The following is a 15,491-nucleotide window of genomic DNA, read 5'->3' on the forward strand; positions in this document are numbered from 1 at the left end:
TAGGGGGCGGCTTCCCCGCCGACCCGGCCGTGCTTGCACGGCGGCGAGGCGGACATCCACAAGGAGTTCAGATGCGTCACTACGAAATTGTCCTGCTGATCCATCCGGATCAAAGCGAGCAGGTTCCGGCCATGCTGGAGCGCTACAAGGGCCTGGTCACCGCTGCCGGTGGCAAGGTGCACCGCGTCGAGGATTGGGGGCGCCGCCAGCTGGCCTACCTGATCAACAAGCTCGCGAAGGCCCACTACCTGTGTCTCAACATCGAGTGCAGCAAGGAAGCGCTGCTCGAGCTCGAGACCGGCTTCAAGTTCAATGACGCCGTGCTGCGTCATCTGACGGTGGTCAAGAGCAAAGCCGAGACCGCGCCCTCGATCATGATGAAGACGGTCGAGCGCGAGGAATCGCGCAAGGCCCCGCAGCAAGAAGCCGCCGCCGCCTGATTTCGGTGTAGCCCTGCTTGCCGAAGCGACCTCATGAACCGTGTGGTTCTGCAGGCGCAGCTGGTGGAGCGGGGTGTGATGCGATACACGCCCGCCGGCATGCCGGCGCTGGACTTGAGCTTGAAGCACGAGTCGCAGCTGACGGAAGCCGGACTCCCTCGCCGGGTCTCCTTGGAGATCCGGGCCGTGGGAATCGGAGCGGTGGCCGAGCAACTCGGCAAGCTGGCGGTAGGAGATACCGCCGGGTTTGCAGGATTTCTCGGGCCCAACCGCAACGGCAAGGGCGTCTTGCTGCACATCACCGAATTCGATGCAAAGCCCTCTGTTCCGCCTTGAGTCCCCAGTTTCAGATTTCAGGAGTTCACTATGCCCCCGCCCCGTGGTAAAGGCCGTTTCGGCAAAGACAAGCGCCCGAAGCGCAACACCCAATCGCTGCTGTTCCGTCGCAAGCGTTTCTGCCGCTTCACCGTCACCGGTGTCACGGAGATCGATTACAAGGATGTCGATACGCTGCGCGACTTCATCGGCGAGAACGGCAAGATCACGCCCGCACGCCTGACGGGCACACGCTCGTTCTTCCAGCGCCAGCTGTCGACCTGCATCAAGCGCGCGCGCTTCCTGGCCTTGCTGCCGTACAGCGACCAGCACAAGACCTGAGGAGCCAGCCATGCAAATCATCCTGCTCGAAAAGGTGACCAACCTCGGCAACCTCGGTGAGGTCGTCAGGGTCAAGGACGGTTACGCCCGCAATTTCCTGATCCCGAGCGGTGCGGCACGTCGTGCCACCGAAGCGGCAGTCAAGGAATTCGAAGCCAGGCGCATCGAACTGGAGAAGGCCGCAGCCGCCAAGCTGGTGGCGTCCCAGGCCGATGGCGAGAAGCTGAGCGGCAAGACCGTCAGCATCACGCAAAAGGCCGGCGTCGACGGCCGCCTGTTCGGCTCGGTCACCAACCAGGACATCGCCGAAGCGCTGGACAAGGCCGGCTTCAAGGTCGTGAAGTCGCAGGTGCGCCTGCCCAACGGTCCGCTCAAGACCGTGGGCGAGCATCCGGTGACGGTGGCCTTGCACACCGACGTGGTGGTCGATGTGAACGTGACGGTGGTCGGCGAGACCGACTGAGTTCCGCTCCACCCGCGCAAAGGCCGGCATTCGCCGGCCTTTGTTTTTTTGCGCGGCGCTTGTACAGCGCCACCCCCAGGCCACCCACCGGATTTCCACACACTTGCCCACAGCCGTGGGCCGGTGACCGGCATAAGATCCAAAGATGTCAGCGATTTTCTCCGGGGGCGGTGCACGCCCCGATTCCCGCGGCGACGACGAAGTCGCGCGCCTGCGCATCCCACCGCAATCCATCGAGGCCGAGCAAAGCGTGCTCGGCGGCTTGCTGATCGACAACGGCGCCTGGGACCGCGCCGGCGACCTGCTGAACGACAGCGACTTCTATCGCTACGAGCACCAGCTGATCTACGCAGCGATCGGCAAGCTGATCAACGCCAGCAAGCCGGCCGACGTGATCACGGTCTACGAGCAGTTGCAATCGCTCGGCAAGGCCGAGGAGGTGGGTGGCCTGGCCTACCTGAACCAGCTCGCGCAGAGCGTGCCGAGCGCCGCCAACCTGCGCCGCTACGCCGAGATCGTGCGCGAGCGCAAGATCCTGCGCGACCTGGTGGCGACCAGCGACGAGATCGCGACCAATGCCTTCAATCCGCGCGGCCGTGCGGTGTCGGAGATCCTCGACGAGGCCGAGGGCAAGATCTTCAAGATCGGTGAAGCCGGCTCGCGCACCAAGCAGGGCTTCCATGGCATGGACACGCTGGTCGTGCAGCTGATCGATCGCGTGACCGAGCTGGCCGAGAACGGCGCGGAAGAAGTGACCGGCGTGCGCTCCGGCTTCTACGACTTCGACCGCATGACCGCCGGCCTGCAGCCGGGCGACCTGATCGTGCTGGCGGCGCGTCCGTCGATGGGCAAGACGGCGCTGGCGCTGAACATCGCCGAGAACGTTGCGGTGCAGGAAGGGCTGCCGGTCGTCGTGTTCTCGATGGAAATGGGCGCCTCGCAACTGGCGCTGCGCATGGTGGGCTCGCTCGGGCGCATCGACCAGCAGAATTTGCGCACCGGCCGCCTGCGCGATGACGAATGGGCGCGACTGACCGAGGCGGTCGACAAGCTCGGCAAGGCCAGCATCTTCATCGACGAGAGTGCCGGGCTGACCCCCAGCGAGCTGCGTGCCCGCGCGCGGCGTCAGGCGCGGCAGTGCGGCCAGCTCGGGTTGATCGTGGTCGACTACCTGCAGCTGATGAGCGGCTCGGGCGGCAACGAGGAAAACCGCGCGACCGTGATCGGCGAGATCTCGCGCGGTCTGAAATCGCTGGCCAAGGAGCTGAAGTGCCCGGTGATCGCGCTGTCGCAGCTCAACCGCAGCGTCGAGAGCCGCACCGACAAGCGGCCGATGATGAGCGACCTGCGCGAATCCGGTGCGATCGAGCAGGATGCCGACGTCATCATGTTCATCTACCGCGATGACTACTACAACAAGGACAGCAAGGAGCCCGGGATTGCCGAGATCATCATCAGCAAGCAGCGCAATGGCCCGACCGGCGAGGTGAAGCTGACCTTCCTGAAGCCGCTGACCAAGTTCGACAACCTGGCGCCGGGGGGCGGGAGCGGCGGTTACTGACGAGCCCTCCGGGCGGTCTTCTTGACAGCCACCGCCATGTCCATACACTGTCCATGTACAGGGGCACCCAGTTCCCCGTGACCCGGAGCAATGACATGGCAGCAGCCGTCGAACGCATCGTGGTGCAGGCCACCGCGCAGGACAAGAAGGCGATCGCCGCCAAGGCGAAGCGACTGGACCTGCCCGTGTCGGAGCTGATGCGCCGCGGCGCCTTCGCCTACGAAGCCAAGGAGGCGGACCAGGAGCTGGGCGTGCTGGCCGATGCCGCCCGGGATGCTGCCGATCGTGCCGGCGCCGCCATCGACGACGCTCTGAGCTTCATCGAGGCGAGCAACAAGCGCATCGCCGCGATGGAGGCGAAGGCGGCCAAGGCGATCAAGTCTGCCAGCAGGTCGCCGGTGCGCAAGGTCGCCTGATGGGCGTCACCGACCGCGTCTGGGGTGCGCTGACCTCGATGATCAAGCTCGAGGACAAGGTCAACCGGCAGTCCGATGCCATGAAGTCGCAGCAGCAGAAGATCGAGGACCTGACAGGCCGGGTGATCCGGCTCGAAGCCCAGTTGGAACTGCTCACGACGGCCGCCGTGGTGAAACGACTGAAGAGCGAGTGAGCGAGCGGCTCGAGGCGACGAGCGGGGCGTCAATGAAAGTCCCGCGAACTCGTCGCCAGCCGGCCCAGCCAGGGCGTCACGTCGACCAGCCGCCGGGCCACCAGGTGCATGACCCCCTCGGGCGACTTCTGCCACTCGCCGGCCACTGCGAGCAGCCGTGAAGCGAGCAGCGCCTGGCGGTAGCGCTCGCGCACCCCTTTCCAGACGATCACGTTGACCGAGCCGGTCTCGTCCTCCAGCGTGACGAAGATCGTGCCCTTGGCGGTCTCGGGCTGCTGGCGGCCGACGACGATGCCGCAGGCCCACGTGCGGCTGCCGTTCTTCAGTGCGGCGAGTTCGTGCGCGTTGCGCCAGCCGCGCTGCGCGAGTCGCGGACGCAGCAGCGCCAACGGATGGCGGCGCAGGCTGAGGCGGGTGCTCGCGTAGTCGAGGGTGATCTCTTCGGCTTCGGGCGCGGCGGGCAGGGCGAGCGGGTCCTCGCGATGGGGCGTGTCGGCCAGCAGCGCGGCGCGGCGCGGCTGGCCGCTCGCCGCCCAGACCTGCTGGCGGCGGTGGCCGGCCAGGCCCTGCAGCGCGTCGGCGCGGGCCAGCACTTGCAATTCCTGCGGGTCGAGTGCGGCTCGGTGGGCCAGATCGTCGATGCCGACAAACGCCGCCGCGCCGCGGGCAGCCAGCAGGCGTTTCGAGGCGGCCTCGTTGAAGCCGCAGACCCAGCGCAGCCCCAGGCGAACCGCCGGTTGGGGCGCACGCGCGTCGGGCCGGGCACTGCCGGGCAAGGCCGGTTCGAGCGTGCAGTCCCAGGCACTGTGGCACACGTCGAGCGGGCGCACCTCGATCGCGTGACGCCGTGCGTCCTGTACCAGCTGCGATGGCGAGTAGAAGCCCATCGGCTGCGAGTTCAGCAGCGCGGCCAGGAAGATCGCCGGCTCGTGGCACTTGAGCCAGGCGCTCAGGTAGGCCAGCAGCGCGAAGCTGAAGGCATGGCTTTCCGGGAAGCCGTACTCACCGAAGCCCTTGATCTGCTCGAAGATGCGCTCTGCGAACTCGCGGTCATAGCGTTTGGCCACCATGCGCTCGACGATGCGGTCGTGGAAGTGGTGCACGCCGCCCTTGCGTTTCCAGGCGGCCATCGCGCGGCGCAACTCGTCGGCCTCGCCGCCGGTGAAGTCGGCGGCGATCATGCAGATCTGCATGACCTGTTCCTGGAAGATCGGGATGCCCAGCGTGCGCTCGAGAGCCTTTTCGAGGGCCGGATAGAGAGGTGGCGGCCGCTTCCCCTGGCGCTGCAGCTCGCGCTGCTTCAGGTAGGGATGCACCATGCCGCCACTGATCGGCCCGGGCCGCACGATCGCGACCTCGATCACCAGGTCGTAGAACGCCTCGGGCCTCAGCCGCGGCAGCATGCTCTGCTGGGCGCGGCTCTCGATCTGGAACACGCCCACGGTGTCGGCCGCCTGGATCATGGCGTAGGTGCTGCCGTCCTCGCGCGGGATGTCCTCCATCCGCCATGCATGGCGCGGTTGGCCGGCAGCGCCGGGCAGCAAGCCCCGCCATTGCGTGACCATGTCGAGCGAGCGTTTCAGAACGCTCAGCATGCCCAGCGCCAGCACATCGACCTTCAGCAGCCCCAGCGATTCGAGATCGTCCTTGTCCCACTGGATCACACGCCGGTTTTCCATGGCGGCGTTCTCGATCGGCACCATGCGTGACAGCTCGTCGCGCGCGATCACGAAGCCGCCGACGTGCTGCGACAGGTGCCGGGGGAAGCCGATCAGCGTCGAGCTCAGCTCCAGCCACTGCTGCGTGACCGGCGCGTCCGGGTCGAAGCCGGCTTCGAGCAGCCGCTCCTGCAGCTTCTCGCGCTCGTCGAACCACTGGTGGCTTCTTGCGAGCCGGGCGGTGCGTGACTCGTCCAGCCCGAGCGCCTTGCCGACTTCGCGCACTGCGCTGCGCACGCGGTAGGTCGCCAGTGCCGCCGCCAGCGCGGTGCGGTGCGTTCCGTACTTGCCGTAGATGTACTGGATGACTTCTTCGCGACGTTCGTGCTCGAAGTCGACGTCGATGTCGGGCGACTCGTCGCGCTCGTCGCTGATGAAGCGCTCGAACAACAAAGTGGTTCTCGTCGGGTCGACTTCGGTGATGCCCAGGCAATAGCAGACCGCCGAGTTGGCCGCCGAGCCGCGGCCCTGGCACAGGATGCCCCGAGAGCGGGCGAACCGGACCACGTCGAAGACGGTGAGGAAGAAGGCTTCGTAGTGCTTCTTCAGGATCAACTCGAGTTCGCGTTCGATTTGCTTTTCCACCTTGCGAGGCACCCCGGCCGGGTAGCGCTCGTGCGCGCCGCGCTCCGTCATGCGACGCAGGTGGCTGGTCGCCGTCTCGCCGGCGGGCACGATCTCGTCCGGGTACTCGTACTTCAGTTCCTTCAGCGAGAAGTCGCAGGCCTGCGCGAGGTCCACGCTGCGTTGCAGCCATTCGGGCCGGTAGAGCCGTGCCAGCGCCAGTCGCGACCGCAGGTGCTGCTCGGCGTTGCGAATCAGCGCGAAGCCGCAGTCGGCGACGCGGCGCTTCAGGCGGATCGCGGTCAGCGTGTCCTGCAGGGGCTTGCGCGAGCGCACGTGCATCAGCACGTCGCCGGCGGCCGCCAGCGGCAGGCCGCAAGCGGCCGAGACGGCGAGCAGCCGCTCGACGAGGGGCTCGTCGTCGGCCCACCGCAGCAATTCGATCGCGATCGAGGCGCGCTCGCCGCAGCGGGTGGCCAGCCAGCGGGCCTGCGCGAGCAGCAGGTCGTGGTCGTCGTCGCGGCGCGGGATCAGCAGCGCCAGGCAGTCGGGCACGCCGGCGGGGTGGCCCTGGCCGGCCAGCGGCGCATCGAGGTCATCGACACTCAACTGATAGCTGCCCTTGGCGCTGCGGCCGCGGCCGAGCGTGATGAGCCCGCAGAGCTGGGCATAGCCTTCACGGTTCATCGCCAGCAGCACCAGCCGGCAGCCCGGCGCGGCGGGCGAGGCGGCGAGCGTGAACTCGCTGCCGATGACCAGCCGGGGCAGGGGGCCGGGGGGTGGGCGCGTTTCCCCCAGCCCCTTCAGCGCCGCATGCGCCCGCACCACACCGGCCACCGAGCACTCGTCGGTGATCGCGATCGCTGCGTAGCCGAGCTGGGCTGCGCGCCCCACCAGTTCCTGCGGGTGCGAGGCGCCGGTCAGGAAGCTGAAGTTCGAGCGACAGTGCAGCTCGGCGTAGGCAGGCAGCCCCGGCCGCATCCCCTGCGGCGCAGGCAATGGAAGTGACGCCGGAAGCGGCGTCTTCGGTTGGGCCGGTTGCGGCATCGCCTCAGCCGAGCGCCGGGCCGTCCCAGGCCGGCTGAGCTCCCCCGTGGGAGGGCGCGGTACGCCGCGGCCGGGGGCGCCACTCATCCGAACCAGCCGTGCAGGAACCAGCCGGCCGCACCGGCGGACACTCCGGCCGACGCACCCGCCGACGTGCTGGAGCGGTGCTCCCGATAGATCCAGCGCAGCCGGTGATCGCGGCCTTCGGCGACGTGGTAGTCGCGCCGCACCAGCGCGCCGTCGAACCAGCCGGCCTCGATGCGCTCGGCCCGCGAGCACAGACGCAAGACCCCGCCGTGCAGCGGCCGGCCCCCGGCATCGGTCGCCAGGGGCAGCGGGGTCGGCAGCAGCCAGGTCGGCCGGGGCGCGGTCGTGATCGCGGCCACGGCAGGCGGCGTTTCAGTGACCGGCAGCGCGCGCTGTGCATGCTCGGGCCGGTGGTCGGCCACCGGCACCCAGCGCTGCACATGGTCGACCCCGAGCCGCGCGACCAGCCGGTCGAGCAAGGCCGCGTGCTCGCCGTCGTGCCGCCCCGGGATGGACAGCAACTCGCCGGGCGTGCCCCCGTCGGGCGCCGTGGCTTCCAGTGCAAGCGCGATCTCGTACACCGGCGCGGCGAGTGCGTGGCGTTGCAGGCGCTCGCGCCACAGCAGCGCGAGCTGGGCGATGTCGCGGCTCGGCACCGACAGCTGCAGCCGCAGCACGGTGTCGGGTAGCGGCTCGCGGCCGTGTTCATGGCGCAAGCGCAGCGCCAGCACGGTGGCGGCTTGCCAGCGCAGCTGCAACCAGCCGAGCAGGGCCGGCAGCAGGGCCTCGACTGCTGCGACCAGTACCGCGGCGTCATCGGCCCGCTGCATCAGCTCGCGCCGCACCACGAAGCGCTCGGGCGGCGTGAACCACCGTCGGGGGTCGGGTGCGGTGCCGTAGCTGCGATCGAGTGCGAGGCTCGGTTCCCGGCCGAGCCGGTGCTGCAAACCGGCACGCGGCAGGGCCCGCAGTGCACCGAATTCCCGGATCCCCAGCGCTTGCAGCAGCTCGGTCTGGTGCAGGGTCAGCGGCAGCAGCTGCGACAGGCTCGACACCGGCAGCCGGTCCAGCCGCTGCGCGCAGCCGCGAGCCTGCAGCGCGTGCCGCCGGACGAGGCCGCTGGTGGCGAACAGCCACGCGGCACTCGCGGTGGGCGCGCAGCCCAGCCGCGCCTGCACATCCACCGCGAGTGCGAGGGCCCGCGCCCGGCGCAGCAGGGCGCGGATGCCACCGAACAGCCGCAACGTGCTCTGCACCTCGAGCAGCACGCCGCTAGGCGCAAGGCTGAGGTGGGGCGTGAGGGCGCCGAGCGCCAGTGCCAGCCGTCCGACCGTCGCAACCTCGCGCGGCACGTCGCGCGGCATCACGCTGAGCTGTGGCAACAGCGACAAGGCCGTGGCCACGCTCTGCCCGGCGCGCACGCCGAGCGCGCGCGCGGCGCGGTTGGCACCGAGCAGCGTGTGCTGCTCAGCCACCGCCACCGGCAGCGCCGCCTCAAGCCCGGGCCGCGACCAGGGCAGGGCTTGCAGCGGCAGCTGGGGCAGGTGCAGGGCGATCCACAGCATCGCAGTTCCTTTCAGGAGCCGGCAAGCGGTGTGCCGAGGCCGGCCAGGGCAGCTCCAGCTGCAGCGGGTGGGGCATCGGCGGGCCACGGCGTTTGAACACGTCGACCGCCAGCACGCGGTCCGGCAGCGGCAGGCAGGCCAGGCGCAGCGGTGCCGGGCTGCTCAGCGCGCGGGCGGCCGGCGCCTGCATGGCCATCAGGGGGGTGGTGCCGGCCTGCGCGGCCAGGTGCAGGCGACGCAGCGTGGGGCGGGCCACCGGCCGTTCGCTCCACCACAGCACGGCGGCGCAGCTGCCGGCGCGCACGGCCTGCTCCGCCGTCCAGGCGGCATCGGCCGGCGTGGCCGGGGTGACGCACACCAGGTGCGGCCAGTCCAGGGCAAGGGCTTGCAGCGCACTGAGGCACGGCCTGCCCGGCGGGTTGATCCAGACCAGCTCTCTTGCCGCCTCCCGGCGCTGCCCCAGGGTCTGCAGCCAGGGTGCGAGCAAGGCCAGCTCGCCGCCCGCCGGCTCGGTCAGCAGGTCGGTCAGGCCGCTCGAGGGCCAACCGCCACCAGGCAGTTCGGCATCGAGCGCTGGCCACCCGGTGGAGCTGGTCGCAGTGGGGGGCTGCGCCAGCGCGCCGGCCCGCCACAGGGACGCCCCCGGGCGATCCGCGAAGGACGCCAGCGCGCGTGTCGACGCCGACGGCGTGGTGGCGGGGAAAGCGGGGGCCGGGGAGGACGACATGGCAGGAAACAGGGTGGGAGATGGAGACTGTACATAAATACAGTATCCATGTGCGCCTGCTCGATCGGGCCCAGGGCCTGCGCCGTTCCGGCTCGAGCCCTCCCGTCGCGTGGACAACCTCCAGGGGTTTGCTTACGGGTTCATCCGGTGTGCGGCGACGGAAGAGGTCGGCACGCTCGCGTTTGCACTTTGCACCACCACATCCTTCCTGGAGACATTGATGAGCACCCCCGACACCTGCTGCAGCCTCGTTCCTTACTTCAAGGTGGCTCCCGGCAAGCTGGACGAATTCAAGGCCATGTTTCCACGCTTCATCGAGAAGACCCGCAACGAGCCCCAATGCGTTTTCTACGCCTTCAGCTCCGATGGCGACGTGGTCCACTGCCGTGAGGGCTATGACGGCGCCGCCGGTGTGCTCGCGCACCTGGAGAATGTCGGCGCGCTGCTGGGCGAGGCACTGAAGATCGCCGAGGTGATGCGGCTCGAAGTGCACGCCCCGGCCGCTGACATCGAACAGCTGCGCGAGCCGCTGAAGGGGCTGAACCCGCAGTTCTTCGTGCTGCAAAGCGGCGGTTTCCGCCGCTGACGCCTCAGCCCCGGCGGGCGCTCGGCCCGACGGGTGGAGGGCTCCGACGGTGCATGCCGGAGCCCTGGTCGCGGCCCGCTCGGGCCACGACCGGCGTGATCGATCAGACGCGCTCGAAGATCGCGGCGATGCCCTGGCCGCCGCCGATGCACATCGTCACCAGCGCATAGCGCCCGCCGGTGCGCTGCAGTTCGTACAGCGCCTTGGTGGTGATGATGGCGCCGGTGGCACCGATCGGGTGGCCGAGCGAGATGCCCGAACCATTGGGGTTGACCTTGGCGGGATCGAGGTCGAGCTCGCGCACGACGGCGCAGGCCTGTGCAGCGAAAGCTTCATTGGACTCGATGACATCGAGATCCTGGATCCTGAGGCCGGCCTTCTTCAGCGCGAGCTGGGTCGCCGGCACCGGACCGATCCCCATTATCTTCGGCTCCACGCCGGCGTGGGCATACGCCACCAAGCGTGCCAGGGGCTTCAGGCCTGCAGCCTTGATAGCGTCGGCGCTGGCCAGCACCACCGCGCCCGCGCCGTCGTTGATGCCCGAGGCATTGCCGGCGGTGACCGTGCCGCCGTCCTTCTTGAAGGCGGGCTTCATCTTGGCGAGCGTCTCGACGGTGGTGTCGGCCTTCACGTGCTCGTCGGTGTCGAAGCTCACGGTGCCCTTGCGGGTGACGATCTCGACCGGCACGATCTGGCTCTTGAAGCGGCCCTCGGCGATCGCCTTCGCGGCGCGGCGGTGGCTCTCGGCCGCCAGCTCGTCCATCATCGTGCGGGTGATGCCGAACTGCTCGGCCACGTTCTCCGCCGTGAGGCCCATGTGGATCTTGTGGAAGGGGTCGTGCAGCACGCCGACGGTGTAGTCGAGCATCGCCGTGTCGCCCAGGCGCGCGCCCCAGCGGGCCGTGCTCACATGGTAGGGGCCGCGCGACATCGATTCGGCGCCTGCGCCGATGGCCATCTCGCAGTCCCCGAGCATCACCGACTGGGCCGCGGAGATGATGGCCTGCAGGCCCGAGCCGCACAAGCGGTTCACGTTGAAGGCCGGGGTTTCCTTCGGCAGGCCGGCGTTGACCGCGGCCAGGCGGCTCAGATAGGCGTCGCGCGGTTCGGTCGGGATCACGGTGCCCATCGCCAGGTGGCCGATACGGTCGGCCGCTGCGCTGCTGCGCTCGAGGGCGGTCTTGACCGCCAAGGTGGCCAGGTCGACGAGTGGCGTGTCCTTCAGGGTGCCGCCGTAGGTGCCGATGGCGGTGCGCGCGGCACCGACGACGAAGACGTCTCGGGGAGTGGTCATCGCAGATCTCCTTGTGTGCAGGGCGTCAATTGTGCGCCTGCCCGGCTCGCTCGAACCTGCCCGGGCAGGTGGGCCTACAACACGTCCGACGCGTAATCGGCCAGCCGCGAGCGCTCGCCGCGCGCCAGCATCACGTGGCCGCTGTGCGGCCAGCCCTTGAAGCGGTCGACCGCGAAGGTGAGGCCCGAACTGCCCTCGGTGAGGTAGGGCGTGTCGATCTGCGCCAGGTTGCCCAGGCAGACGATCTTGGTGCCAGGCCCGGCCCGCGTGATCAGCGTCTTCATCTGCTTGGGCGTGAGGTTCTGGGCCTCGTCGATCAGCACGAACTTGTTCAGGAAGGTGCGCCCGCGCATGAAGTTCAGACTCTTGATCTTGATCTTGCTGCGCACCAGGTCGTTGGTGGCCGCGCGGCCCCATTCGCCGGCGCCGGAATCGTTCTTGGACAGCACCTCGAGGTTGTCGTCGAGCGCGCCCATCCACGGGCCCATCTTCTCCTCCTCGGTGCCGGGCAGGAAACCGATGTCCTCGCCGACCGGCACGGTCACGCGGGTCACGATGATCTCGCTGTAGCGGCGGTCGTCCATCACCTGCGACAGGCCGGCGGCCAGCGTCATCAGCGTCTTGCCGGTGCCGGCGGTGCCGGTGAGGGTGATGAAGTCGCAGTCCGGGTCCATCAGCAGGTTCAGCGCGAAGTTCTGCTCGCGGTTGCGCGCGGTCACGCCCCAGATCGCGTTCTTGGCGTGCGAGTAGTCCTTCAGCGTCTTCAGCACCGCGGTCTTGCCGGTGATCTCGGTGACCTTGGCGTAGAGCGGCGCGGCGCCCGGAGTCTCGAGGTAGACGAACTGGTTGACCATCAGCACCGGCACCAGCGGGCCGGCGATGCGGTAGAAGGTGGAGCCGCCCTGCTGCCAGCTCTCCATCGTCTTGCCGTGGCGCTCCCAGAAGTCGGCCGGCAGCGCCAGCACGCCGGTGTAGAGCAGGTCGCCGTCCTCGAGCGTCTTGTCGTTGAAGTAGTCCTCGGCCGGCAAGCCGAGCGCGCGGGCCTTGATGCGCATGTTGATGTCCTTCGACACCAGCACCACATCGCGGCTGGGATGCTGCTCGCGCAGGCTCTGCACCACACCCAGGATCTGGTTGTCGGCCTTGCCTTGCGGCAGCCCGGCCGGCAGCTTGACATCGAGGAAGGTGGTCTGGAAGAAGAGCGTGCCGCCGGCCTCCTTGTGGCCGGTCTTCGCGAGCGGCACGCCCGTCGCCGGGTCGAACTTCGCGCTGTCGGCACCACCGGCCAGCGCGTCGAGTTCGCGGCTGACCTGGCGCACGTTGCGCGAGACCTCGCTCATGCCCTTCTTGTGGCCGTCGAGCTCCTCGAGCGTGATCATCGGCAGGTAGATGTCGTGCTCGTCGAAGCGGAACAGCGACATCGGGTCGTGCATCAGCACGTTGGTGTCGAGCACGAACAGCTTGGGCGGGCCGCTGGGGCGAGGCTTGCGCGGGCGCGGCTCGGTGGCCGCGCCGCGGCTGACCGCCTTGACGGGCAGGAAGCCGGCGGCCGGCGCCTGGGCCGTGCGCGGGGCGGCGGCCGGTGCTGCCGGGGCCGGTGCCTTGGCGGCCGGGGTCTTGGGGTGCGGATCGAACAGGTCGAGCAACGCGGGGGCCGGGCTGTCCTGTTTGGTGGCGCGGGTGCCCGGTTTGGGTGCGGCCTGGGAATCGAAGTCGCTGGCGCTGAGGAGGGAGGCTTTCTTGGCGGGCGGTTTGGGCAGGGGCATGGACTTCGTGGGCCTTAAGAAGTGAAAAAGCCGCACAGTCGCCTGTGCGGCTTGCTCGGATGCGGTGAATGACTCACAGGCATGGGCCCATTATGCACACCGCATGCCTGACTTCAATCTCTGGTTTGTGACGCCGCGGTTACGCCGGCTCAGGCGACTTTCTTGAGCCCCTTGACCGACTTCAGCACCTCGTCGACATGGCCGGCCACCTTGATGCCGCGCCACTCCTCGACCAGCACCCCGTTGGGATCGATCAGGAAAGTGCTGCGTTCGATGCCCTTGACCTTCTTGCCGTACATGATCTTGTTCTTGACCACGCCGAACATGTGGCAGAGTTTTTCCTCGGTGTCTGCGATCAGCTCGAACGGCAGCTCGAGGTTCTGCTTGAACTTGTCGTGCGAGGCCATGTTGTCGCGCGACACACCGAACACCACCGCGCCGGCCTTCACGAAGTCCTTGTGACGATCGCGAAACTGCATCGCTTCGGTGGTGCAACCAGGGGTATTGTCCTTCGGGTAGAAGTACAGGATGACCGTCTGACCCAGATAGGCCTGGGGCGTGAACTTCAGGCCACCGGTGGCCTGCGCTTCAAATTCCGGGAGGGCTTTGTTGAGGGCGGGCGTCATGAAGGGTGCTGCTGAGTAGGCGCCTCGAGTAAGGCTAACTGTTGATTATAAAGGCGCTGTCAAGCACCTCGACCACCCCACAAACAGCAGCGGCATGTGGCGCCACATTGGGCGCTCAGGCACCTTCGATCAACAGGGCCGCCACGACGGTGCGGCCTTCGGCCACCAGCAGGTTGTAGGTACGGCATGCGGCCGCGGTGTCCATGGTCTCGATACCGATGCGCCGTTCGATCAGGGGGCGCAGCCATTCCGGGCGCGCAAAGCGCAGCGTGCTGCCGCTGCCGAACAGCACCAGCTCCGGGCCCAATGCCGCGAGCGTCTCGAAATGAAGCGGGCTCAAGGTGTCGAAGCGCGCATCGCGCCACGGCGTCACGTCGCCCTGCCAGGGAAGCACCAGACTGTCGTGCCACGTGTGTTCGCCGATCTGCACGCTGTGGCGGGTGTAGCCGCTGATCACGTTGGCGGCGGCTATGCGATCGGGCTGCAGTTTCATGGGGCGCGGCGGGAGGGGCTGGGAGGGATCGCGGACGGGCGCTGTGGTCTAATTTTAGGCTGCCGTGCAGATGGCGTTGCCGTCTGTCGCCCGGTGTATTTCAGGAGTTCCCGTGTCCAAGCCCATTGCCAAGTCCAGCAAGCTCGCCAACGTGTGCTACGACATCCGTGGTCCGGTGCTGGACAAGGCCCGCGCCATGGAGGAAGAGGGCCAGAAGATCATCAAGCTCAACATCGGCAACCTGGCGGTGTTCGGCTTCGATCCGCCCGACGAGATCGTGCAGGACATGATCCGCAACCTGCCGCAGACGGCCGGCTACACCGACAGCAAGGGCCTGTTCGCACCGCGCAAGGCGGTGGTGCATTACGCGCAGGAGAAGTCGATCGCCGGCGTCACGGTCGACGACGTCTACCTCGGCAACGGCGCCTCCGAGCTGATCGTGATGAGCCTCAACGCGCTGCTCGACAACGGCGACGAGGTGCTGGTGCCGGCGCCCGATTACCCGCTGTGGACCGCGGCGGTGTCGCTGTCGGGCGGCAACCCGGTGCACTACCTGTGCGACGAGGCAAGCGACTGGTACCCCGACATCGACGACATCCGCCGCAAGATCACGCCGAACACGCGCGCCATCGTCGTCATCAACCCGAACAACCCGACCGGCGCGCTGTACCCGGAAAGCCTGCTGCGCGAGATCGTCGAGCTGGCCCGCCAGCACCAGCTGATCGTCTTCGCCGACGAGATCTACGACAAGACGCTGTACGACGGCGCCACGCACACCAGCATCGCTTCGCTGGCCGACGACGTGCTGTTCGTGACCTTCAACGGGCTCAGCAAGAACTACCGCTCCTGCGGTTACCGCGCTGGCTGGATGATCGTCTCGGGCAACAAGAAGCTGGCACAGGACTACATCGTCGGCCTGAACATGCTGGCGTCGATGCGCCTGTGTTCCAACACGCCGGGACAGCTCGCAATCCAGACCGCGCTCGGGGGCTACCAGAGCATCAAGGACCTGGTGGGTCCGGGCGGGCGGCTGGCGCACCAGCGCGATGTGGCCTACGAGCTGCTGAGTGCGATCCCCGGCGTGAGCGTGGTGAAGCCCAAGGCCGCGCTCTACATGTTCCCTCGGCTCGACCCGAAGCTCTACCCGATCGAAGACGACCAGCAGTTTGCCTACGAGTTGCTGGCCGAGGAGAAGGTGCTGATCGTGCAGGGCACGGGCTTCAACTGGCCCCGTCCCGACCACTTCCGCGTCGTGTTCCTGCCGAACTCCGACGACCTGAGCGATGCGATCGGCCGCATCGCGCGTTTCCTCGATCACTACCGCAAGCGCCACAGCGTCTGACACCG

General features: G+C 68.1%; 16 protein-coding genes. 9 read left to right on the top strand and 7 right to left on the bottom strand.

Features of this window, described 5'->3' with window-relative positions; all coding sequences use genetic code 11:
- Positions 1–71: 71 nt before the first annotated feature.
- The 7 genes from rpsF (at position 72) to ACQY9S_RS05160 (ending at position 3,731) form a co-directional block, all read left to right on the top strand.
- The gene (rpsF, locus tag ACQY9S_RS05130; protein WP_428423565.1) at positions 72–440 is read left to right on the top strand and encodes a 30S ribosomal protein S6; all 369 of its coding nucleotides are present in this window, start codon (positions 72–74) and stop codon (positions 438–440) included.
- Between the two features lie 33 nt (positions 441–473).
- Positions 474–776, top strand: a complete 303-nt coding sequence (priB, locus tag ACQY9S_RS05135) for a primosomal replication protein N (protein ID WP_428423567.1) — start codon at positions 474–476, stop codon at positions 774–776.
- A 30-nt stretch (positions 777–806) separates the two neighbouring features.
- Entirely contained in the window at positions 807–1,097 is a 291-nt protein-coding gene (gene rpsR / locus ACQY9S_RS05140; RefSeq protein WP_428423569.1) for a 30S ribosomal protein S18, read from the top strand.
- A 10-nt stretch (positions 1,098–1,107) separates the two neighbouring features.
- Entirely contained in the window at positions 1,108–1,560 is a 453-nt protein-coding gene (gene rplI / locus ACQY9S_RS05145) for a 50S ribosomal protein L9 (RefSeq protein ID WP_428423571.1), read from the top strand.
- Between the two features lie 145 nt (positions 1,561–1,705).
- Positions 1,706–3,121 carry a replicative DNA helicase gene (gene dnaB, locus ACQY9S_RS05150; protein WP_428423572.1) on the top strand — a complete coding sequence of 472 codons (1,416 nt, stop codon included), beginning with the start codon at positions 1,706–1,708 and terminating at the stop codon, positions 3,119–3,121.
- A gap of 95 nt (positions 3,122–3,216) precedes the next feature.
- Positions 3,217–3,537, top strand: a complete 321-nt coding sequence (locus ACQY9S_RS05155; protein ID WP_428423574.1) for a hypothetical protein — start codon at positions 3,217–3,219, stop codon at positions 3,535–3,537.
- On the top strand, positions 3,537–3,731 hold the full coding sequence (locus ACQY9S_RS05160; protein WP_428423576.1) for a hypothetical protein: 195 nt from the start codon (positions 3,537–3,539) through the stop codon (positions 3,729–3,731). Before ACQY9S_RS05155 ends, ACQY9S_RS05160 begins: the two co-directional genes overlap by 1 nt.
- 29 nt (positions 3,732–3,760) lie before the next feature.
- Here the strand turns inward: ACQY9S_RS05160 and ACQY9S_RS05165 are convergent, their stop codons facing one another.
- The 3 genes from ACQY9S_RS05165 to imuA form a co-directional block, all read right to left on the bottom strand.
- Positions 3,761–6,994, bottom strand: a complete 3,234-nt coding sequence (locus tag ACQY9S_RS05165) for an error-prone DNA polymerase (protein WP_428423578.1) — start codon at positions 6,992–6,994, stop codon at positions 3,761–3,763.
- 149 nt (positions 6,995–7,143) lie between these two features.
- Complete coding sequence (locus tag ACQY9S_RS05170; RefSeq protein ID WP_428423580.1) at positions 7,144–8,652, bottom strand: Y-family DNA polymerase; 1,509 nt, start codon at positions 8,650–8,652, stop codon at positions 7,144–7,146.
- Positions 8,582–9,379, bottom strand: a complete 798-nt coding sequence (gene imuA, locus ACQY9S_RS05175; RefSeq protein ID WP_428423582.1) for a translesion DNA synthesis-associated protein ImuA — start codon at positions 9,377–9,379, stop codon at positions 8,582–8,584. The genes ACQY9S_RS05170 and imuA overlap by 71 nt, the downstream gene beginning before the upstream one ends.
- Before the next feature lie 109 nt (positions 9,380–9,488).
- Between imuA and ACQY9S_RS05180 the strand changes: the two genes are divergently transcribed.
- A complete protein-coding gene (locus ACQY9S_RS05180; RefSeq protein WP_428423584.1) occupies positions 9,489–9,965 on the top strand; it encodes a putative quinol monooxygenase in 477 nt (158 codons plus the stop codon).
- Between the two features lie 103 nt (positions 9,966–10,068).
- Here ACQY9S_RS05180 and ACQY9S_RS05185 read toward each other — a convergent pair whose 3' ends face one another.
- From ACQY9S_RS05185 to ACQY9S_RS05200, 4 genes are all read right to left on the bottom strand, one after another.
- Positions 10,069–11,259, bottom strand: a complete 1,191-nt coding sequence (locus ACQY9S_RS05185) for an acetyl-CoA C-acyltransferase family protein (protein ID WP_428423585.1) — start codon at positions 11,257–11,259, stop codon at positions 10,069–10,071.
- Between the two features lie 74 nt (positions 11,260–11,333).
- Positions 11,334–13,025 (bottom strand): PhoH family protein, encoded by a 1,692-nt coding sequence (locus ACQY9S_RS05190; protein ID WP_428423587.1) that lies wholly within the window; start codon positions 13,023–13,025, stop codon positions 11,334–11,336.
- A 149-nt stretch (positions 13,026–13,174) separates the two neighbouring features.
- Positions 13,175–13,651, bottom strand: coding sequence for a peroxiredoxin (locus tag ACQY9S_RS05195; protein ID WP_428423589.1), 477 nt, complete (start codon positions 13,649–13,651; stop codon positions 13,175–13,177).
- Positions 13,652–13,766: 115 nt separating this feature from the next.
- Positions 13,767–14,144 (bottom strand): Mth938-like domain-containing protein, encoded by a 378-nt coding sequence (locus tag ACQY9S_RS05200; protein WP_428423591.1) that lies wholly within the window; start codon positions 14,142–14,144, stop codon positions 13,767–13,769.
- A 70-nt stretch (positions 14,145–14,214) separates the two neighbouring features.
- Here ACQY9S_RS05200 and ACQY9S_RS05205 point away from each other — a divergent pair, with 70 nt between their 5' ends.
- Positions 14,215–15,486, top strand: coding sequence for a pyridoxal phosphate-dependent aminotransferase (locus ACQY9S_RS05205; RefSeq protein WP_428423593.1), 1,272 nt, complete (start codon positions 14,215–14,217; stop codon positions 15,484–15,486).
- Positions 15,487–15,491: the final 5 nt, after the last annotated feature.

Origin of the sequence: Methylibium sp., from assembly GCF_965279545.1 — a bacterium.
Classification (GTDB): domain Bacteria; phylum Pseudomonadota; class Gammaproteobacteria; order Burkholderiales; family Burkholderiaceae_C; genus Methylibium.